Annotated in this window: 19 protein-coding genes, 1 tRNA gene and 1 riboswitch; of the genes, 9 read left to right on the forward strand and 11 right to left on the reverse strand. The window is 36.0% G+C overall.

Annotated features, from left to right (window positions below; translation table 11 throughout):
* Complete coding sequence (locus tag DW761_RS18100) at positions 1-582, reverse strand: histidine phosphatase family protein (RefSeq protein ID WP_117518986.1); 582 nt, start codon at positions 580-582, stop codon at positions 1-3.
* A gap of 169 nt (positions 583-751) precedes the next feature.
* Between DW761_RS18100 and DW761_RS18105 the strand changes: the two genes are divergently transcribed.
* Positions 752-1447, forward strand: a complete 696-nt coding sequence (locus DW761_RS18105) for a TVP38/TMEM64 family protein (protein WP_117454701.1) — start codon at positions 752-754, stop codon at positions 1445-1447.
* A 46-nt stretch (positions 1448-1493) separates the two neighbouring features.
* Here DW761_RS18105 and DW761_RS18110 read toward each other — a convergent pair whose 3' ends face one another.
* From DW761_RS18110 to DW761_RS18130, 5 genes are all read right to left on the reverse strand, one after another.
* Entirely contained in the window at positions 1494-2096 is a 603-nt protein-coding gene (locus DW761_RS18110) for a hypothetical protein (RefSeq protein ID WP_117518987.1), read from the reverse strand.
* A gap of 213 nt (positions 2097-2309) precedes the next feature.
* Positions 2310-3734: a 6-phospho-beta-glucosidase gene (locus DW761_RS18115; RefSeq protein WP_117518988.1), complete on the reverse strand. Its 1425-nt coding sequence runs from the start codon at positions 3732-3734 to the stop codon at positions 2310-2312.
* A 106-nt stretch (positions 3735-3840) separates the two neighbouring features.
* Positions 3841-5025: an ATP-binding protein gene (locus tag DW761_RS18120; RefSeq protein ID WP_117518989.1), complete on the reverse strand. Its 1185-nt coding sequence runs from the start codon at positions 5023-5025 to the stop codon at positions 3841-3843.
* 221 nt (positions 5026-5246) lie between these two features.
* Positions 5247-5783, reverse strand: coding sequence for a DUF308 domain-containing protein (locus DW761_RS18125; protein ID WP_117454711.1), 537 nt, complete (start codon positions 5781-5783; stop codon positions 5247-5249).
* Positions 5784-5881: 98 nt separating this feature from the next.
* Complete coding sequence (locus DW761_RS18130) at positions 5882-7015, reverse strand: GGDEF domain-containing protein (RefSeq protein ID WP_117518990.1); 1134 nt, start codon at positions 7013-7015, stop codon at positions 5882-5884.
* A 155-nt stretch (positions 7016-7170) separates the two neighbouring features.
* Here DW761_RS18130 and DW761_RS18135 point away from each other — a divergent pair, with 155 nt between their 5' ends.
* From DW761_RS18135 to DW761_RS18145, 3 genes are all read left to right on the forward strand, one after another.
* Positions 7171-7794, forward strand: coding sequence for a DUF4230 domain-containing protein (locus tag DW761_RS18135; RefSeq protein WP_117454713.1), 624 nt, complete (start codon positions 7171-7173; stop codon positions 7792-7794).
* Between the two features lie 78 nt (positions 7795-7872).
* Entirely contained in the window at positions 7873-8307 is a 435-nt protein-coding gene (locus DW761_RS18140) for a gamma-glutamylcyclotransferase family protein (RefSeq protein WP_117454714.1), read from the forward strand.
* Between the two features lie 75 nt (positions 8308-8382).
* Entirely contained in the window at positions 8383-10368 is a 1986-nt protein-coding gene (locus tag DW761_RS18145) for an alpha/beta hydrolase family protein (RefSeq protein WP_117518991.1), read from the forward strand.
* A gap of 105 nt (positions 10369-10473) precedes the next feature.
* Here DW761_RS18145 and DW761_RS18150 read toward each other — a convergent pair whose 3' ends face one another.
* The 5 genes from DW761_RS18150 to DW761_RS18170 all read right to left on the reverse strand — a co-directional run bounded on the left by DW761_RS18150 (position 10474) and on the right by DW761_RS18170 (position 17080).
* Positions 10474-11133: a hypothetical protein gene (locus DW761_RS18150; RefSeq protein ID WP_117454716.1), complete on the reverse strand. Its 660-nt coding sequence runs from the start codon at positions 11131-11133 to the stop codon at positions 10474-10476.
* 171 nt (positions 11134-11304) lie between these two features.
* Positions 11305-12051, reverse strand: a complete 747-nt coding sequence (gene pflA, locus DW761_RS18155) for a pyruvate formate-lyase-activating protein (RefSeq protein ID WP_117518992.1) — start codon at positions 12049-12051, stop codon at positions 11305-11307.
* 52 nt (positions 12052-12103) lie between these two features.
* The gene (gene pflB, locus DW761_RS18160; protein WP_117518993.1) at positions 12104-14359 is read right to left on the reverse strand and encodes a formate C-acetyltransferase; all 2256 of its coding nucleotides are present in this window, start codon (positions 14357-14359) and stop codon (positions 12104-12106) included.
* Positions 14360-14474: 115 nt separating this feature from the next.
* A riboswitch (ZMP/ZTP riboswitch) is annotated at positions 14475-14553 on the reverse strand.
* Positions 14554-14592: 39 nt separating this feature from the next.
* The gene (locus DW761_RS18165) at positions 14593-16584 is read right to left on the reverse strand and encodes a sensor domain-containing diguanylate cyclase (protein WP_158553848.1); all 1992 of its coding nucleotides are present in this window, start codon (positions 16582-16584) and stop codon (positions 14593-14595) included.
* 70 nt (positions 16585-16654) lie between these two features.
* Positions 16655-17080: a PaaI family thioesterase gene (locus DW761_RS18170; protein ID WP_117518995.1), complete on the reverse strand. Its 426-nt coding sequence runs from the start codon at positions 17078-17080 to the stop codon at positions 16655-16657.
* Between the two features lie 639 nt (positions 17081-17719).
* Here DW761_RS18170 and DW761_RS18175 point away from each other — a divergent pair.
* The 5 genes from DW761_RS18175 (at position 17720) to DW761_RS18200 (ending at position 21212) form a co-directional block, all read left to right on the forward strand.
* A tRNA-Arg gene (locus tag DW761_RS18175) sits at positions 17720-17796 on the forward strand.
* Between the two features lie 569 nt (positions 17797-18365).
* Entirely contained in the window at positions 18366-18569 is a 204-nt protein-coding gene (locus DW761_RS18185; RefSeq protein ID WP_223385014.1) for a hypothetical protein, read from the forward strand.
* Positions 18566-19495 carry a DUF6017 domain-containing protein gene (locus DW761_RS18190; RefSeq protein ID WP_002304312.1) on the forward strand — a complete coding sequence of 310 codons (930 nt, stop codon included), beginning with the start codon at positions 18566-18568 and terminating at the stop codon, positions 19493-19495. The genes DW761_RS18185 and DW761_RS18190 overlap by 4 nt, the downstream gene beginning before the upstream one ends.
* Before the next feature lie 6 nt (positions 19496-19501).
* A complete protein-coding gene (locus DW761_RS18195) occupies positions 19502-20329 on the forward strand; it encodes a ParA family protein (protein ID WP_002304313.1) in 828 nt (275 codons plus the stop codon).
* Positions 20286-21212 (forward strand): ParB/RepB/Spo0J family partition protein, encoded by a 927-nt coding sequence (locus DW761_RS18200; protein ID WP_002304314.1) that lies wholly within the window; start codon positions 20286-20288, stop codon positions 21210-21212. The genes DW761_RS18195 and DW761_RS18200 overlap by 44 nt, the downstream gene beginning before the upstream one ends.
* The last annotated feature ends 6 nt before the right edge of the window (positions 21213-21218 follow it).

The raw sequence follows: 21218 nt of genomic DNA on the forward strand, positions 1-21218 counted from the left end.
TCACCCATTCACCTTTATGATTTTAAATTGTTCTGCTTCATAACTGATTTTCATTACAGCTAAATTTTTGATATGAAAACCTGGTCCCTGTGCTTCCATATAGCCAGGCTTTAAATCATCTAATAACGACATCATGACCACGCCATGTGTCACAATTAAGACATTGCCATTCTGATGTTTTTCTGCGATTTCCTTCAAGATACGATAAACTCTTGCTCTTACCATATCCATATTTTCACCGTCTTCATCTACCCAGCCATACTCTCGATGATGTTGTTGTTTGGCAATTCTTCCAACGAATTCATTTTCGCCTTCCATTATACCAAAATTGATTTCTTTTAATTCATCACACAGCTGCACATCATTAGGATGACGATCCTCCATTATATATTTTGCACTGCGCCATGCACGTTCACTGCTGGAAGCATATACACCTTCAAATTCAATATTTTGAAGTCTTTTCCCTAATGCTCTTGCGTTTTCTATTGCTTGATTGGTTAATGGTGAATCACACCACCCTTGCATTAAATGTTTTTGGTTAAATAAAGTTTCGCCATGACGAACGATATAAAACGTAATCATATATTATCTCCCCTTTTGTTAAGCTATATTGTATCACAATTTTTCAAAATACTTATAATTTTCTAAATATTTTATAAAGTGCTTCTTACAAAACTGTCACGCAATCGTTAGGAAATCACAAGGATTCTTTTTGATTTTTTGGATATGATATAGACAGGAAGTGATAAACATGAAAAAATTAAATAAACAACAATGGAAAACGATACTGATTTTAGGTGGGGTATTACTGGTATTTGCCTTATTGACATTAAAGATTGGAATGCCACTTGTGAAATTCTGTAACAATCCTCAACAATTCCGTGCATGGCTAAATGATCAAGGCATCTTTTCCTTTCTATATATGATTGCCATTATCTTTCTTCAAATCGTTGTGGCTTTTATACCTGGAGAACCATTTGAGATTGCAGCTGGCTATGCTTTTGGTTTCTGGCAGGGAACCCTATTATGTTTAATTGGTTCTGCATTAGCGTCTGCCCTGGTCATGGTGCTTGTGAAAAAATGGGGTACCAAATTAATCTATGTGTTCTTTTCAAAAGATAAACTGGATGAATTATGGTTATTAAAAGATGAAAAAAAGCTTAACTTCTGGACCTTCATTGCGTTCTTTATTCCCGGTAGTCCAAAAGATGTTATGACATATGCGATAGGCTTAACGAATATGAAGCTAACCACATTTATTCTGATTTCTACTATTGCACGTATCCCCAGTGTAATTACATCTACATTTAGTGGACATGCCTTAGGTGAAGAAAATTATTGGGTTGCCATTGCTTCATTCATCTTCACTCTTGTCATTAGTGTCATTGGTTTATGGTGTTATGCAATGATATCTAAAAAGAAAACAAACGCAACAAAGACCGCATAATGATAAAAAGACGAGAAAATCAAATCTCGTCTTTTTTATATCATAGCTAATCCATGACATTATCTAAAATATCAGTAATTTGTTTTTGTAATGTATGCTCATAAGAGCCTTCTTTCATATCTTCCACTTTACCAGGAAGATCTGTGGAAACCCCTATGTAGCTTGAGTAAACATGAACATCATCGATAAGATAATCAAATACGGCATAAATAGATAAAAGTGCTAAGGTTTCCCCATTATCCGCTGATTTCGTACCATCATAAGCAAAATATTGAATCGTCAGATCATGTTGATGATATGGAATGGTTTCCGTTTTGATACAATCTTTCTTATGATGTTTACTGGTCAGAATATTTTCATATGACGTGTTTTTTGTGAAATATAAATAATTCATATTTTCATCCATAACTCTAATTGCATATAAATTTCCATTACTGTCATCTTCACGTGTACATGTCATATGATCCTTTACATGTATACCATATGTATCAGATACCATTGAACAAGCAACTTGTCCTGCATCGTGATAATAATGATTTGTTGAGGAGGAGATGTAAATGGTTATCCCTGCGATTATGGCAATCAATAAAACACAGATTCCTGTGAAAACACTTATTATGATTTTGATAATCCTGCCTTTATGTTTCATTTTCTGATACCTCTTCAAACAAAGTATAACATCGCATCAAAAAAATACAAGAAAGATATTAAAAAACACGTATATTCACAGGTATTTTAAAACTACATATAAGCCTTTTTAATTATTTATACATTTTTAGGATTTTCATATGAATAACATCATAATAATTGAAAAAAGACTGGTATATTTAGGGCAATTCCCTATATACCAGTCATTTTTATACTAATCTAAATCTTCACCATTGCTGGCGATAACTTTCTTATACCAGTCAAAAGATTTTTTCTTATAACGTTTTAAATCACCATGTCCAGCATCGTCTTTATCCACATAGATAAAGCCATAACGTTTACTCATTTCCCCAGTAGAAGCACTTACTAAATCAATGCATCCCCATGAAGTATAACCTAATAAATCTACACCATCGATTTCTACAGCATCTTTCATTGCCTTGATATGTTCACGTAGATAATCTATACGATAATCATCTTCTACAAAACCATTTACTAATTCATCTTTTGCGCCAAGGCCGTTTTCAACAATAAACAATGGTTTTTGGTAACGATCATATAAAGCATTCATTGTAATACGAAGTCCTAATGGATCAATCTGCCATCCCCATTCACTAGCTTTCAAGTATGGGTTTTTTAATGTTGCAAATACATTGCCGGCAGTTTCTTTATTTACTTCTGGATCAGCACTAGTAAGTCTTGATGAATAATAAGAGAATGAGATAAAGTCTACAGTGTAGTTTTTCAACATTTCTTTATCATCTTCCGCAAAAGGAATTTCAATGCCTTTACGCTCTAATTCTTTTATTGCATATGCTGGATAAGCACCACGTGATTGTACATCAATAAAGAAATAGTTTTCACGATCTTTTTCCATAGATTTCCATACATCTTCTGGTGCACAGGTGTTTGCATATGTATTACCTGCCGCAAGCATGCATCCTACCATGTTTTCCGGATCAATTTCATGTGCAATTTTTGTAGCCCAGGCACTTGCGACTAATTCATGATGTGCTGCTGTATATTTTACAGCTTCTTCATTTTCGCCTTCTTCAATAATCAAGCCGGCACCCATAAATGGCAAATGCAAAATCATATTGATTTCATTAAATGTCAGCCAGTATTTTACCAGACCTTTATATCTTGTGAATAATACCGTTACTAAACGTTTATAAAAATCAATTAGTTTACGATTTTTCCATCCACCATATTCTGTAATCAAATGCATTGGACAATCAAAATGTGTAATCGTTACAAGTGGTTCAATACCATATTTATGACATTCTTTAAATACATCTTCATAGAATTTTAAGCCTTCTTCATTTGGTTCTTCTTCATCTCCATTAGGGAAGATTCTACTCCATGCGATAGACATACGATATGTCTTAAATCCCATTTCTCCAAACAATGCGATATCTTCTTTATAATGATGATAAAAATCAATAGCTTCTAATGCAGGATAGTAGTGTTCATTGTCTAATTCTGTCATTTTTAGTTTTCCCATACTTACTGGAAAACGATCCTTTCCATGTGGCACAACATCCACATTTGCAAGGCCTCTACCTCCTTCTTGATATGCACCTTCACATTGGTTGGCTGCAGTTGCCCCACCCCATAAAAAATCTTTTCTAAATGGCATAAAATACCTCCTTTTTCCTCTACCTTTTTATTGTAACATAACAACTCATTTTTGTTTTTACAAAAGGATGAAACTTTCATACAAGTTATTTTATACATTATATTTATCACTTTAATAACCATTCTAAAACATTAATTTGTCTTATTCCATTATAAGAAGTAAGCGGTGTATAATCCATCGTTAATAGATATTTGGGATTATGATCCTTTATTGCTTCTAATGAAGATAATTCCTGTTTCAAAGTTTTTGGATCTAATACGGTTTGTGTAACTTGATAGTATTCCACACCTTTTATATTAATCGCAATAAAATCAACTTCTATATCACCTATTTTTCCAATATAGACTTTATACCTTCTTCTTAAAAGTTCCAAATAAACTACATTTTCTAAAACATGTTCCATATCTAATAGTCTTATACCTGATAAATAATATCGCAAACCAATATCACAAATATAATACTTTACACTATTGGCTAAATATTGTTTTCTTTTTACATCATATTGATACACTTTATATACTATATAACTATCGCATAAAGCAGAAAGATATGCTTCTATGGTTGATGCATTGATTTTTCTACCATTTGATGCCAATATGTTTGCGATTTCATTAGATGAAATTACATTTCCTATATTATCAAATATGAATTCTACAATGCTTTTCAATAAACTTGACTCATTGATTTCTTTTCTTGCTAGAATGTCCTCCATTAAAACTGTATAATAAATGCCTTCTAAATATAATCTAATATCTGCTTCATGTGGCAATTCTAATGTTCTAGGAAAAGAACTATTCGTTATATAATCCAAATATAAGTGTGAAGTATTACTTTGTTTAGGAAAATTTGAACAATATTCCTTAAAGGATAAAGGCATCATTTTAATCTCTACATATCTTCCAGACAATAATGTAGCTGATTTTCCAGATAATAAACAGGCATTAGATCCAATGATGTATAAGTCTATCATTTTATCTGTATATAGCCAAACAATGGCTTCTTGAAAGTTTTCCACATGCTGTACTTCATCTAATAGAATATAATGCTTTTGATTTTCGAGCATCTGTTTTTTTACATATGTATATAATTGTTCTGAATTTTTTATAAAATCTGCCTTCTCTAAATTAACAGATATGATACATTCCTGTTTTACTCCTCGTTGCAAAAGATAGTCTTTATATAATTCAAACAGAGTAGATTTTCCACAATTTCTAATTCCTGTAATTACTTTTATCAAGTTTTTATCCTTAAAACTAATTAAATCATTTAGATATGAATCTCTTTTCATCATATGAACACCTCATTTATTGAGTCCATTTTAACATATTCAGAAACTAAATTTTAAAACATTATTAAGATTATTATTTTATAAATGTATTTACAATTGTTTTATAAAATATAATGTATAATTTCATAATAAATCATTCATCATCTATTTCTGATATATCAATTTTAAGTATTAGATTGCTAAAAACATAAAAAACATTGTCTATTCGACAATGCTTTGTTTATTTAATCAGCTTTCTTTTCTCCAATGTACCAGATACATCCTTCTATCATGGAATCTATGATCATCACACTTCCAATGAGTCGTAAATCATTTCCACGGCTCATCATGGTGTAAATAATCATAATGATCGCAAATGCAATAGTCACAATAGCTAAATTCAGAAAATATCGCCAGAAAGGGTTGTTCTGCCGATGGATATAAAAAACCATCAATATTTCTTTAAAGCCATGAATTAATGTCATACAGGATACAATCAAAGGAAGCCATAGTTCTGCTTCTTCGATTGTTTTGATTTCCAACACACCAAAAATACATGTAAAGAAACCAAAAACAAGCATCATGAAGCTATATAAATATCTTTTTCTTTCAAGTATAAAAAATATCAGCTGGGGAAATCCCTGTACAATCAATACAATCCCTAAAACCGTACAGTATACTCTGCCTGTCGCATGATTTGTGATAAATAATACCAGTCCCATAATCAGCCATAAGGTCATTTGAACGATCGTATTGATACGATTCTTACGAAAAACATCCATATCTTTTACCTCTTTTTCATTCCTATTCCCAATAGTCTGATACTATGATACGCCATTGTTTAATGAAAGTCTATCTAATTTTTCACTTTATGTTATCCTTAAGCTCTGTTCTTCTGATATACTGTTATTTTATTTTTGCCCTCTTTCTTTGACTGATACATTGCCAAATCAGCTTTTTCCACAAGTGATACCGCATTGTCTGCATCGGATGTCAATTCCACAAGACCTACGCTAAAAGTAATACGTGTGGATGGCATTTCCACAAATTCAATATGTGAAAAATCCAAACGCATTTTTTCCATAAAGCTATATGCATCATGTAATTGTGTATTTTCAAATAATATACAAAACTCTTCTCCGCCATATCTTGCTAACATCATATTATCTTGTTTATATGCTTTCATCAGATTGCTTAACTCAAGTAAAACTTTATCGCCTTTCACATGTCCAAACGTATCATTTACACGTTTGAAATCGTCAATATCAATAATCGCAAGCACCAGTGGCTGATGATTTACTCGAGTTTTTTGAATCTGTTCATTTAATTCATTATAAAATGTTTGATGATTATACAACTGTGTTAAGGAATCCTTTTTCAATTCTTCAATCATAATTTTCTGACGTTCATTGAAGGAAATCAACACATCATGATTTTTCTTTTGATAAATAATCGTATTTTTTGCGATTAAATAACCTGCACACACCAATATAGCGCCTGCGGTATAGTTTAAATAGACCATTGTGGTTAGCTGTTTAGTATAATAGATTCCCACAGAAGATGTAATGATATAAGATATAAAAGATAACCAGAAAGAACGATCTGTCATCCTTTTGTTTCCAAATATAGCACTTAAAAATATTGGTAAAATAAAGCTTAAACTGATTAATGGCAACGCATTATGTACAAGTGATGTACTTAAACAAAATGTATTAAACACAAGAATCAAAAAATAATTTTTTTTACTTTCTGAGAATGTTGTTTTAAATTCAATATAATGATAAACTGCTGCACATTCCATATTGATAAGTGTTGGTAAAACAACATAGGAAAGACTATATTCTAATGGCGTTTGATTTACATCCAGAAGTTGTTCATTTATCATCAAAACAGCCACAATTACTTCTATGATGAAGATTAACAATATTAGAATCCACGCAGATTTTTCCACTGTTCGACGAAATTGTTGATACAATCGCTGGCTCTCCATTTTCATAACTCCTTTCTTATACATTAAGTATATCACTTCCTTTGTAAGAGGTAAAAAGGATTTTTTTGTTAAGAAAGATTATCCGTAAATAAAACATAAAGAAATCTTACAATATTCTAAAATCAGGCTGTTTACAGGCTTTTTTATGCTATAATAAAAACAAATTCTGGAGGTAGCTCATGAAAATATTAGATACATTGGGAAAAACAAAAAAAGCCATTGGTGGAATTGTAGCCATTTTGATTGTCTGTGCCCTGATTTTTTTTGCTGGCATGCATTTTGGTGGAAAAAGTGGTGAGCCAACTATTACATCAACAGCATTAACACAGCAGTTACAGGAAGTAAATGATCTTGTGACAATGGAATACAATTATACAAAAGTAGGTAAATTTGAAAATTCTTTACAGCTGAATGGCTGGGATATCCCTTTAACAACAAAAAGCTTTTTATTGACATATTCCGGTAAATTATCTGCCGGTGTAGATATGAGTAAAGCCGAAGTCAATGTAAAGGATCATACCATCTCTGTAAAGATTCCTGAAGTTGCCATCTTCTCTAATGTGATAGATGAAAAAAGTATTGAAGTATATGATGAAACCAAAAATATCTTTAATCCAATCAGTATCAAAGACTACACAACATTTGCCACACAACAAAAAGATAAGGTAGAAGAGGAAGCTATTGAAAATGGTTTCTTAAGTGAAGCCGCAACAAAAGCACAGTCTGCGATTAGGAAATTTCTGGAAATGATCCCGGAATTAAAGGATAATTATACGATAGAAGTATCTTTTCTAGACAAATAATCATTTGTTTTCAGGCAACTTCCTGTGCTTATTCCATAAACCATGCTATGATATTGACGATATAAGGAGTGAGTCATCGTGAAAAGAATATTTGTGTATGGGACGCTAAGAACAGATATGTACAATTATGAAAAATATTTAAAAGACAAGATTATACAAAGCGAGCTTGCCTATGTGAAAGGTAGTCTGCATGAAATCAAAGGTGTGATTTATCCTGCTTTGATTGAAGGTGATGATATGATTGCCGGGGAGATCATGGAAGTGGATGATGATCAGATATTTGATGAACTGGATGAATTGGAAGGATATCTTGGGGAGTTACATATGGATAATGAATATGATAAAATCATTTGTCCGATTTATGATGATCAGGGAAATGAAATTGATCGTTTACCTGTTTATATGTACAATATCCGTAATGAAAAACAGAAAAACCGTTTATCCAGCCGTATTATGGAGCGTGATTATGTTGCCTTTATGTGTAAAAAAGGTAATTGCCGTATACGATTATAAGCCAGTTGTTAGAGATATGACTGGCTTTTTTCTTTCTGCTGCGGTATCATGAAATTAAGAAACTGAGGTGACCTTATGAAAGAAACAATTCAATTAAAAGATTTTTTAGATTTTTCCTATCTGTCAAACCTTCAAGATAATGGAAAAGATATCGCTTATGTTGTGTCCAGATGTAATGAAAAAGATAATTCTTATGATCAAAAACTGCATATGTGGAAAAACGACCAAGACGTAACACTGACACAAAGTGGAAAGGAAAGCTTATATCTATGGGAAGATGAGCATACCCTGTTATTTGCGAATATGCGAGATCCACAAGATCAAAAAGCAGTAGAAAATGGTGAAGAAAAAACTGTATTCTATCGTTTAGATACACGTGGTGGTGAAGCAGTCAAAGCATTTGAAATTCCTTTAACAGTTTTGGATATCAAAATGGTAAGTACACATGTGTTTGCCCTTTGTGTAAATTTTGATCTGCGTTATTCTAGTATGCCATTTGAAACGGAAGAGATAAAGAAAAAACGCGTAAGAGAAAAAATGGAAATGCAGGATTATGAAGTACTGGATGAATTACCATTTTATTTTAATGGTGCTGGTTATACGAATAAAACACGTCGTTCCTTGTTTTTGTTTGAAGAAACAAGCGGTAAATTAAAACGAGTCAGTCTTCCCCTTTTCCAAATGGATACCTTTATCATTAATGATGATAAAACAAAGATCTATTTTACTGGTGCATCCTATGCGCAGGTTCAGCCAATGAAAAATGGTCTGTTTATGTATGATATCAAAAAAGATAGTTTATCCACATGTATCAACACGGAAACTTATAGTATCATGCATTTGGAGAACTGGGGCAATGATATATTGTTTGCCGCTAGTAAACAGGAAAGATATGGAATTAATGAAAATCCTAAGTTTTACTTAATGCATCAGGAAACATGCGAAGTTTCTAAATTATATGATTTTGATGAAGCCATTGGCAATACTGTGGGAAGTGATTGTCGCTTTGGAAAGACACGCTCTGTGATGGTTTATGAGGATGCTTGTTACTTTATCGCAACAATCTTAAATTCTTCTGTTCTGTATCGCTTAGATAAATCAGGCAACCTTTCTACAGTGATTGAAAAAGAAGGCAGCATTGATGATTTTACTATTGTCAATGGTACTATTTATTATATTGCAATGCATGATATGCGTTTACAGGAATTATATGCTTATTGTTTCAAAGATCATTCTTCCACAAGATTAACTGGCTTTCATGATGATTTCTATCAATCAAAAGATATTCGCATGCCAGAGCCTGTCACAATCACACAGGGAGAAGAAACCATTTATGGCTGGGTATTAACGCCTCATGATTTTAATCCACATTCCTATTATCCAGCAATTCTGGATATACATGGTGGACCGAAAACGGTTTATGGGCAGGTCTATTATCATGAAATGCAGGTATGGGCAAATATGGGATATGTTGTTTTCTTCGCAAACCCAAGAGGTGGAGATGGCAGAGGCAATGCATTTGCGGATATCCGTGGAAAGTATGGCACCATCGATTATGATGATTTGATGAAGTTTACAGATACTGTTTTAGAAAAGTATCCTTGTATTGATATTGCCAGATTAGGAGTAACTGGAGGAAGTTATGGTGGATTTATGACCAATTGGATCATTACTCATACCAATCGATTTGCGGCTGCAGCTTCTCAACGTTCTATTGCCAACTGGATCAGTTTTATGACAACCTCCGATATTGGTGAGGAATTTACGAAGGATCAGCAATCTGGCGATATCTGGCAAAATCATGAAAAACTTTGGTGGCATTCTCCTTTGCGTTATGTGGATAGTTGTAAGACACCAACCCTGTTTATCCACAGCAATGAGGATTATCGTTGCCCATATAGTGAAGGATTACAGATGTATAGTGCTTTATGTATGCATGGCATTGATACCCGTCTATGTATGTTTAAAGGAGAAAATCACGAATTAAGTCGTGGAGGTAAACCAAAACATCGTATCAAACGCTTGGAGGAAATCACAAACTGGATGAATCAGCATTTATAGAATAATTTGATGAAAAAAAGATGGAATATTTTGATTGATTAATACAATCATTATTCCATCTTTTTATTTACCCACATTTGAGTAAAAACGTTACATCTGTAAATTTTAGTACTCTTCTACATTTCCGTTTTTCACAAAGATTGCGGTAATATTCATTTTTTTACGTAAAACAGGAGAAATATGTTCCCACTGTCTACGATTTTCTTTACTGTCATTCATACAGACAGAATACTTATCCGTTTTCTCATCTGCATATTTCAATAAAGAATAGACAACATCATCTAAATCAAATGGCCTTCTGCCTCTTGGCACTGCGACTTTGATTTTCCAGATTCCATAAGTTCCTTGTACATCAAAGGTTCCCTTATTTTCTGTGAAGCTCAATGGTATCTTAGCCAGCCATTCTTCCAATGTTATCTGAACACTGCTTTTTGCTTCTTCTTTCTTTTTCATTTGTACGCCCTTTTTACGACCACGTTGTTTTGGTCTTAATAAAGGTAGACGATGTTCCAGATCATGAAGCTGATATTTGATGGTTAGATTAGCACTTGCGCCACTCTTGTTTTCTGGATTTTTCAGAAATTCGTCATCTTCCAGCATCATTTTCTTCATTGCCATACAGCATGTAACCAGTGTAGGAGTTCCCTTATTGACCTGGCTGTGCAGGTCCCCGGCACGAATAATCAGTTCAGTTTTATTCTGATTGCCAGCTTCCAGTTTCATTTTCTGTATCGCCTTTACATAATCACTTACTCTTGCAGACATTAAAAAACACCCCTTTTATCTTATGATTATCATATCACAAATCTGTTTATAATGGGCATTTTTCCTGTTTTATTTTAAAATATTTACAAAAATTCAAAGGATTTTCTTTGATTTTTACATAAAACAGGGACTTTACCTTAAAAGCGATGATAAAATCCCTGTTTGCCTATACTAATAATCCTGATATTGATCACATTGTAATATCTTGCGTGCCTTCTCAATGGAAGCCTGATCTGGAGATTCCACACCTTCTAACTCATATGGAATTCCTAACTCTTTCCATTTATAAACTCCTAAAGTATGATATGGCAGGATTTCTACACGTTTTACATTATGCAGCTGTTGAATAAATTTAGATAAATTCATCAGGTAAATTTCCTGATCATTGATTCCTGGCACCAATACATGACGAATCCACACTGGCTTCTGTATTTCATCCAGATATTTCAACATATCCAGAATATTTGTATTATGCTGTTTCGTCAAAGCAAGATGGCATGCATCATCTATATGTTTGATATCTACCAGCAATAAATCTGTGACTTCCATCAACTGCTGGAATTTAGAAAAGAAAGGTTCTTCTCTGGTAAATGGATTTCCACTGGTATCGATGGTTGTATGAATACCTAGTTTTTTCGCTCTGGTAAATAAATCAATCACAAAATCTATCTGAAGCAAAGGTTCGCCACCACTCACTGTGATGCCACCTTTTTCACCCCAGTAACTACGATATCGCAATGCTTTTTTCAACAATTCTTCACTACTTGTATCAGCCGTTGTCATCTCCCATGTATCTGGATTATGGCAATATTTACAACGCATTGCACAGCCTTTTAAAAATATCACAAAACGTACACCTGGACCATCCACAGAACCAAAGGTTTCAACTGAATGAATACTTCCTTTTACTGGTGACATAGTATAACCTCCTTAAATGAAAAGGCCTGCGTAAACAGACCTTTCTTTATTTCTATAGACTTTCGTGGCAAGTTCTAGAAATAACATCTAACTGTTGTTCACGAGTTAAGTCAATGAATTTTACAGCATATCCAGAAACACGAATTGTGAAGTTCGCATATTCTTCTTTTTCAGGGTGTTCCATTGCATCTTTTAATTTTTCGATACCGAAAACATTAACGTTCAAGTGGTGAGCGCCCTGATCAAAGTAACCATCTAATACATGTACTAAATTATTTACTCGTTCTGCTTCATCATGTCCAAGTGCACCTGGATTGATTGTCTGTGTATTAGAAATACCATCTAATGCATATTCATAAGGTAATTTTGCCACAGAGTTTAATGACGCTAATAAACCGTTTGTTTCTGCACCATATGCAGGATTTGCACCTGGTGACAATGGTTCTCCAGCTTTACGTCCATCAGGAAGTGCTCCAGTAGCTTTACCATAAACAACATTACTTGTGATTGTTAAGATAGATGTTGTTGGTTCAGAATTACGATATGTGTGACGTTTTTCAATCTTGCCCATGAATGTTTTCAACAACCATACTGCGATATCATCTGCACGATCATCATCGTTTCCATAACGAGGGAAATCTCCTTCAATTTCATAATCGACAACCAATCCCTCTTCATCACGGATAGTTTTTACTTTTGCATATTTGATAGCACTCAAGGAATCTACTACATGAGAGAAACCAGCAATACCAGTTGCGAATGTTCTACGTACATTTGTATCGATCAATGCCATCTGGCTTGCTTCATAGTAATATTTATCATGCATGTACTGAATCAGATTTAAGATATTTACATAAAGATCTGCTAACCATTCCATCATGATATCATATTTATGCATAACTTCATCATAATCAAGGTACTCAGAAGTGATACCTCTCATTTCAGGACCAACCTGTGTTTTGGTTTTTTCATCGATACCACCATTGATGGCATATAATAAACATTTTGCTAAGTTTGCACGAGCACCAAAGAACTGCATTTCTTTACCCGTCTGTGTTGCACTTACACAACAGCAAACTGCATAGTCATCACCCCATACAGGGCGCATAACGTCATCGTTTTCGTACTGTACAGAACTTGTATCAATAGAGATACGTGCAGAATATTTCTTAAAGTTTTCTGGTAAGTGACTAGAATATAATACTGTTAAGTTTGGTTCTGGCGCAGGTCCCATGTTTTCTAATGTGTGTAAGAAACGATAGTCAGATTTTGTGACCATATGACGTCCATCCATTCCTAATCCTGCCAAATCAAGTGTTGCCCATACAGGATCACCTGAGAATAACTGGTTATAAGAAGGGATACGTGCAAATTTTACCATACGGAATTTCATTGTCATGTGGTCAATTAATTCCTGTGCTTCTACTTCTGTTAATGTACCATTTTCTAAATCTCTTTCAATATAGATATCAAGGAATGTGGAAACACGTCCAACAGACATTGCCGCACCATTCTGTGTTTTAATAGCTGCCAAGTATCCGAAGTATAACCATTGTACAGCTTCTTTTGCATTTTTTGCAGGACCTGAAATATCATAGCCATAACTTTCCGCCATTTTTTTCATTCCTTTTAATGCTTTGATCTGTTCAGCTAATTCTTCACGCTGGCGAATGATATCATCTGTCATAGTGCCACAGCCACAGTTTGCTTTATCAGCTTCTTTCATTTCAATTAAATAATCGATACCATATAAAGCAACACGGCGATAATCACCAACAATACGTCCACGGCCATATGTATCAGGCAAACCTGTTACAATTTTATTACGACGTGCTAAACGCATTTCTGGTGTATAACAGTCAAATACTGCATCATTGTGAGTTTTGTGGTAATCGTGGAAGATTTCATGTAGTTTTTCGCTTGGTTCATAACCATATGTAGTACAAGCTTCTTCACTCATTTTGATACCACCATAAGGCATGAAGGCACGTTTTAAAGGTTTATCTGTCTGAATACCAACAACCTTTTCTAAATCCTTCAATGCTTCATCAATATATCCAGGACCATATGAAGTTAATGAAGAAACAACTTCTGTTTCCATATCCAGAACGCCGCCTTTTGCACGTTCTTCTTTTTGAAGCTTCTGTAATGCATCCCATAATTTGTTTGTAGCTTCTGTAGGTTGCGCTAAAAAGCTTTCATCCCCATCATAAGGCTTGTAGTTGTTTTGAATAAAATCGCGGACATTTACTTCTTCTTTCCAGATTCTTCCGCTGAATCCTTCCCATTCTTTGCGTTCATTGCTCATAATCCTTACCTCCTGTTCACATGTTAAGTATAGCGAATGTTATCGTCCTGTGCAATTAAAACCATTTATAATCCATGTACGAATAAGCACAAGAAAAGAGCCTATACCAATCCAGACTCTATGCCCAGACGGTCGGCTCTTTTACATTATACTTCATGTGGTCAATTCCACTTCCGTCAGTCGTATAACTGCTTACACTTTATCATTTTTTATTTTACTCGTCAATAAGTGTTTTAAATTTTTTCATAAAACTGAATCTTATGTTTCTGACTTCGCTTTGCACGATACATCGCTTCATCACTATGACGGTATAATTCATCTACATTATGGCTGTCATTTGGATAACATGCCACACCAAAACTTGCGACGATTTCACGATCATCCATACAATTTAAAATGGCTAAACGGATTGCTTCAATTCTTGGCAGTATATCATAGTCACAAGATAAATTACGTAAGAATATCACGAATTCATCTCCACCGATTCTGCCACAATAATCTTCACTTCGACAAGCGCTACGCATACTTTTTGCGACATTGATTAAAACATCATCTCCATATTGATGTCCATAGGTATCATTTAATAATTTAAAATTATCTAAATCAATCAATACTAGAACATGCAGCACGTGTTTTCCACTATGTTGTAATGTGGATTCTATGCGATGAAATAAGGTTGAGCGATTATATAACCCGGTTAATGCATCTGTTTCTGATAAACGTTTCATACGTATCTTATCTTTTTTCTCATTATCGATATCATGCAATAATACACTTGCACGAACAAGGGAAGCATAAGGATCCCATACAAGCTGTATTTCTCCATAAGCCCAAAATTCATTGCCCTGACTGTCTATACGACGATGCTGTAAAGTGAAGTGATGTCTGCCTTTTTGATATTGATCAAGCAGATATTCCCGGGAGAATACCTTCAAATATTTTTTACGATCTTTTGGTGATACAAAATGTTCTGCTGCATAATGTGCAATGTAAGTGAACGAATTTCTTGCATTTTTTGGCAGTTCATCATTTAATGCACCTTCCAGCTTTTCAAAAACATCGTGTGTCAGATCATATTCATAATATGCAATACTGTCTTTTTTTCTTCGCTCAAAATCTTGTTTCCATCGCTCATAAGCAAGTTCTCGCTCATAGGCCTCCGAATAATCCTGATAAGAGATGATTGCGGTGGTTGGCTCTGATTTTTCATTATAAATCATGGTAAATTTACCTTTGATCCAGATATATTTCTGAGAGGTGGAATTTCTTCTTAAAAATACAGCCTCACCTTTTGGTTTCCCTTCCAGCATACTTGAGAAAAAACCTAAATATTCTTTTTGTGTTTCTTCTTTTATCAAATGCTGTTCAATTGCGGATTGTGGGATATTTTCCATCATCTTCTTTGGTTCTGTGGTTTTCTTTCCATCATTTGTATAATATAAAACTTTATTTTTCACATCATATCGAAGTATGACAATATTTCCCTGTTCTAATGCAATTTTCTTTTCTTCTTCACTAATACGAAGATCATGCATCATCTGTTTCATTTTTGTACTATCAAATGCAACAGCAACATATTGGTGTTCTATTGTATCTGGCACAATACGTGCTGACATCCAGCGTACTTTTCCATCTTTTCGTTTCACACGATATTCTACTTCAAACAAGATGCTTTCCTGCTGGATATAATTTGTGATTTCTTCTTTTATTCTAATGAGGTCCTCACGATCGACTATTTTTTCTTCGATAATATCCTGTAGTTGTAACTCTTCTTTTTTATACCCTAAAAACTGGTATATATAACTGTTCGTATATAATAATTCAAATGCACCATTTTGCATTCTGATACAAAACAGTCCACAAGGGATTCCTTCTGTGCGGAGTTTATTCACCTGAGAAGCAAGTTTTGTTTCCATCAGATCATTGATATTGCGTAAGTATATCAGCATAGCTTCTTTGTTTTCAAGTTGAATCTTTTTATGGGATATATGAAACCATGTATCGAATAGATACACTTCTTTCATCTGTGTTTCACAAGCTTTTCTCAATGTTGCCATCGCAAAAATATCAATTTCTTTGACATTTCCATGTTGTATAATATCCTGCAATATGGTACTAATCCAAGCAATATCCCATTGTTTTCCGATATAAATACATAGAAATCCATCTGGAGAAAAGTCTTCTAACGTTTTAAGATCCATTAGATGATATTGTTTCATGCTCATAACTTCGCCTCTTTCACATACTACTTTCATTATATCTTATAGTTTTTATATTTAGAAAAAATATGCGAATTTATTTATTCTTTTGATATCGATCATTATCTAAGAAAAACATGGTAAATGTTGCTCTTGATAAAAGTACTTCTGCATCGTTGAAAATAAACACTTCATAAACCCCTGTAGTTCTTCCTGCACTAATCTCCTGAGCAATTCCAATAAGTTTTCCACCTTTTCCAGGCTTGATATAATTTATCGTCCCTGACAAGGTAACGCTATCTCTTCCAGTCGCAAAACTTGCGGCGCCAGCTGCTGTATCAGCTAAAGAATATAATGCACCGCCATGTACAAAGCCATGTACATTTAAAATTTGTTCATCAATAATCATTTCCACCTTTGCATATCCTTCTTTTACTTCTACAACGTGCATATCATTGCTTTGTAGATACATAGATGAAGAATTTAATCTTGCTTTCAATTGTTCCATCGTTTCATTTTTCATATACACCCTCCGTTTTCTCTTATTATACCTTAATTCAGGAAAATGTTGAAATTATACCGTTATATGATTAATTTTCTTTATTCTGGCAATACTATGAAAGTACTTTAATTTCTTGGATTTTTTTGAATGAAAGCCTTTAAAATTGAAATCATTATGGTATAATGTTTAATGCGTGTGCGAAGTCGCAATTAACTTGCCCTCTTGGTGAAATGGATATCACGGAATCCTCCTAAGGGGAAGCTCAGCTAAGCCCAATTGATTAGCAAATCTCTTTTAAAATTGAATATATGTCCTCGTAGCACAAAGGATAATGCAACTGCCTCCTAAGGTTGCGTTACAACGGCCACCTTAGAAAAACTTCATATAGGATTCAAGTTCGAGTTTCTTCGGGCTTAGTCATAAAACCAGCCATGTCTCAGTAGCTCAGTTGGATAGAGCACACGCCTCCTAAGGTTGTGCTCTACCAGCTGCCTTACGGGGAAAAGTGATCGTTGCCAGTCTCAATTTAATATAAGTCTCTGTAGCTCAGCAGGATAGAGCGTTCGCCTCCTAAGGTTGCGTTACAACGGCCACCTCAAAAAAAACTAAATAAGGGATTGCAGTTCGACTTTGATCGGGCTATAATCATATATCAGACACGTCCATATAGCTCAGCTGGATAGAGCACACGCCTCCTAAGCGTGGGGTCGGAGGTTCAAATCCTCTTATGGACGCCAGTGAACAACGCCGAAAGCCTTTGTTTTCAAGGGTTTTCGGCTTTTCTTATATAAAAAGCTACGAAAAAGCTCTTTCACTGTATGAGATAAAATTCTACTCCAAAATTTGATTTTTGACAACCCCTCCAGAATCGAACGGTTGTTATAAGACAAAATCGCCAGCTAATTTTTAGCAGAAAACGGGCTGTTCTTGCTAATGAAAATGCCCTTCCTGCTAATCAGCCCCAAAATCGTGCCAAAAATCCAGCTAATCAAAAAAGGCGGATGTTTTGAATACCATGCAGTTATAGCAGATAAAATTAAATATCGTTATGTACATAGAGCGTCTATTTGCCCCGCATTGGGGATGGATAGGCGCTCTTTTTTTATGCCCAAACCCATGGGCAAATACAAGAGATTGGAGGTGTTTTATTTGAGCAAGCCTGTTTATACCGCAGACAAGCCGAGCGACTGTCATTACTGCTACTTCTGGACGAATGGCAGAAAGGGCTGCCGTCTGGGTAGAAATAATTGCTACTACTTAATCTCTTTGCCGCCGAAACCCAAGTCGGAATGTGATGGCTGTCCCTATGGGCGAGATCACCCGTGCATTGGTTGGTGTACGAAGAAGGTTATGCGTGAAGTGGGGCTTCGTTGATATGGATGTGTATGAACAGGAATACCGCTTCTACTATTTTGCCCGATGTCCTTACGAAAAGACGGATACGACTTTCCGCAGCATTCCGCTGACAACAGAAAGTTTTCCGCAGAAAGAAGGTGGTGAAGCCGTGTGAGTTTTGATTATTTTTACGGTCAGCAATCCGATCTATTCACATTCTATCGAGTTCCGAAGGTGTTGTTCACGAACGAGAGGTTCTGGAATATTTCTGCCGATGCCAAGATGCTGTATGGCATTTTGCTTGACCGCATGAGCCTGTCTGCCAAGAATGGTTGGATAGATAAAAACGGTAGAGTGTATATCATTTTTACAATCGACGAAGCGAAGATGGCTCTGAACTGTGCTGAACAAAAGGCTATCAAGCTGCTCAGTGAACTTGAGAAGAAAGCAGGATTGATTGAACGTAAGCGCCAGGGTTTGGGAAAGCCCAACCTGATCTATGTGAAGAACTTTATCTCTGCTGTGGATTCACAACTCTTGAATTGTGAAAATCACAATTCTGGAACAATGGAAATCACAACTCAAGAACTTCCGAAATCACAATGTAATAATACTGATATTAAAAATACTGAATTTAGTGATACTGATTCTATCTTTCCTTCCGGAAATGGTGGAATGATGGACGAGAATGACCGGTATCAAGAATACTTTGATTATTTCTCGGATCAGCTTAGTATGGATTTGTTGAAGAAGGATTACCCTTACGATTCCGAAATGCTGGATAACATTCTGGAGTTGATCGTTGAAACAGTTTGCACGAAGCGACCGTTGATTCGCATTGGTGCAGAGGAGCGTCCGGCAGAAATTGTCCGCAGTCGGTTTATGAAACTGAATGCCGAACACATTCGATATGTTATGGACTGCTTCAAGGAGAACACCACAAAGATTAGAAATATCCGTCAGTATATGCTGACTACGATATACAATGCGCCGACGACAATAGACACCTACTACGATGCTCTTGTTCGGCACGATATGTCACACGGATATTTGGAAGGAGGATTTAAGAAATTGAAAATGAAGCGAGAGGAAGGAGAGTGACGATAAATGTCGAAAAAAGCAACCATCATTGCGGTGGTCAATCAGAAAGGAGGCACTGGAAAGACCACCACCACCGAGAATCTGGGCGTTGGCTTGGCTCTTGAAGGAAAAAAGGTGCTTCTGGTAGACACCGATCCCCAGGCTTCCCTGACGGTCAGTTTGGGCAATCCCTGCCCGGATGATCTGTCTCCGACACTTTCCGATCTGATGGGAAAGATTATGATGGAAAACCCTATTACTCCCGATGAAGGGATTCTTCATCATCCGGAGGGCGTTGATTTGGTGCCGTCCAACATCGAACTCTCAGGTATGGAGGTAGCACTGGTCAATGCCATGAGCCGGGAAACCATTCTCCGGCAATACCTGGATACAGTCAAACAGAATTATGATTACATTCTTCTTGACTGTATGCCGTCTTTGGGTATGCTGACCGTCAATGCGTTGGCAGCTGCCGACAATGTGCTGATACCGGTTCAGGCAGCATACCTTCCTGCAAAGGGTCTGGAACAGCTGCTTGGAACCATCAACAAGGTCAAGAGGCAAATCAACCCGAAACTGAGGATTGAAGGGATTCTTCTGACGATGGTGGACAGCCGCACCAACTACTCCAAAGACATCAGCAATCTGATTCGGGAGAGCTACGGCGGAAAGCTGAAGGTTTACAAGACCGACATTCCCCGCTCTGTCCGTGCAGAGGAAATCAGCGCAGAGGGAACCAGTATCTTCAAGCATGATCCCAAAGGCAAAGTTGCCGAAGCCTATAAAATTCTGACGAAGGAGGTGTTAAACAATGCAGAAAAAAGGCGCAAACATCAGCTTGAAGGGGTACGATGATATTTTCTCCACCGATCAATCCAGAGCTGAAGCCCAGCAGGAGCGTGTGCAGGAAATTCCGCTTTCTGAGCTACACCCCTTTGAGGGACACCCCTTCCGTGTGGTTGATGATGAAGAAATGATGAAAACGGCAGAGAGCGTCCGAGATTTCGGAGTTCTCACTCCTGCGATTGTCCGTCCTGACCCCGACGGTGGTTATGAAATCGTTTCTGGTCACAGGCGGCACCGGGCATCGGAGCTTGCGGGTAAGGAAACCATGCCTGCGATTGTTCGTGACCTGGACGATGATGCAGCCATTATTTTGATGGTTGATGCGAATTTGCAGAGGGAGAGTATCCTGCCGAGTGAAAGAGCATTTGCTTATAAGATGAAGCTGGATGCGATTAAACATCAAGGTCAACGCACCGATTTAACTTCATCCCAAGTTGGGATGAAGTTGCAGGCAATGGATATAGTCGGTCAGGAGGCAGGAGAAAGCAGAAATCAGGTACACCGTTATATCCGTCTGACCGAACTGATTCCGGAACTGCTGGATATGGTAGATACGGGTCAGATCAAATTCAATCCTGCGGTGGAGCTTTCCTATCTGGCAAGTGAAGAACAGAAGGATTTTCTTTCTGCAATGGATTATGCTCAAGCAGCTCCTTCCCTTTCGCAAGCACAGCGAATTAAAAAGCTCGCACAGGAGGGCGAGTGTACGCTGGATGCGATGTGCGAGATTATGAATGAAATCAAGAAGGGAGAGCTGGACAGAGTAACCTTCAAAACGGATTCGTTGCGAAAATACTTCCCGAAGTCCTATACCAACAAGCAGATGGAGGATAAAATCATTCAGCTTTTGGAGCAATGGCAGAAAAAAAGAGAAAAATCAATGGAAAGGTAAGGTAAA

It is taken from the genome of Absiella sp. AM29-15 (assembly GCF_003434225.1).
In the GTDB taxonomy this organism is placed as follows: domain Bacteria; phylum Bacillota_I; class Bacilli_A; order Erysipelotrichales; family Erysipelotrichaceae; genus Hoskinsella; species Hoskinsella hominis.

Bases quoted from the DNA above. Each gene is read 5' to 3' on its own strand.
- DW761_RS18100 (WP_117518986.1), bottom strand. From the start codon at position 582: ATGATTACGTTTTATATCGTTCGTCATGGCGAAACTTTATTTAACCAA.
- DW761_RS18105 (WP_117454701.1), top strand. From the start codon at position 752: ATGAAAAAATTAAATAAACAACAATGGAAAACGATACTGATTTTAGGT.
- DW761_RS18110 (WP_117518987.1), bottom strand. From the start codon at position 2,096: ATGAAACATAAAGGCAGGATTATCAAAATCATAATAAGTGTTTTCACA.
- DW761_RS18115 (WP_117518988.1), bottom strand. From the start codon at position 3,734: ATGCCATTTAGAAAAGATTTTTTATGGGGTGGGGCAACTGCAGCCAAC.
- DW761_RS18120 (WP_117518989.1), bottom strand. From the start codon at position 5,025: ATGATGAAAAGAGATTCATATCTAAATGATTTAATTAGTTTTAAGGAT.
- DW761_RS18125 (WP_117454711.1), bottom strand. From the start codon at position 5,783: ATGGATGTTTTTCGTAAGAATCGTATCAATACGATCGTTCAAATGACC.
- DW761_RS18130 (WP_117518990.1), bottom strand. From the start codon at position 7,015: ATGTATAAGAAAGGAGTTATGAAAATGGAGAGCCAGCGATTGTATCAA.
- DW761_RS18135 (WP_117454713.1), top strand. From the start codon at position 7,171: ATGAAAATATTAGATACATTGGGAAAAACAAAAAAAGCCATTGGTGGA.
- DW761_RS18145 (WP_117518991.1), top strand. From the start codon at position 8,383: ATGAAAGAAACAATTCAATTAAAAGATTTTTTAGATTTTTCCTATCTG.
- DW761_RS18150 (WP_117454716.1), bottom strand. From the start codon at position 11,133: ATGTCTGCAAGAGTAAGTGATTATGTAAAGGCGATACAGAAAATGAAA.
- pflA (WP_117518992.1), bottom strand. From the start codon at position 12,051: ATGTCACCAGTAAAAGGAAGTATTCATTCAGTTGAAACCTTTGGTTCT.
- pflB (WP_117518993.1), bottom strand. From the start codon at position 14,359: ATGAGCAATGAACGCAAAGAATGGGAAGGATTCAGCGGAAGAATCTGG.
- DW761_RS18165 (WP_158553848.1), bottom strand. From the start codon at position 16,584: ATGAGCATGAAACAATATCATCTAATGGATCTTAAAACGTTAGAAGAC.
- DW761_RS18170 (WP_117518995.1), bottom strand. From the start codon at position 17,080: ATGAAAAATGAAACGATGGAACAATTGAAAGCAAGATTAAATTCTTCA.
- DW761_RS18185 (WP_223385014.1), top strand. From the start codon at position 18,366: ATGGGCGAGATCACCCGTGCATTGGTTGGTGTACGAAGAAGGTTATGC.
- DW761_RS18195 (WP_002304313.1), top strand. From the start codon at position 19,502: ATGTCGAAAAAAGCAACCATCATTGCGGTGGTCAATCAGAAAGGAGGC.
- DW761_RS18200 (WP_002304314.1), top strand. From the start codon at position 20,286: ATGCAGAAAAAAGGCGCAAACATCAGCTTGAAGGGGTACGATGATATT.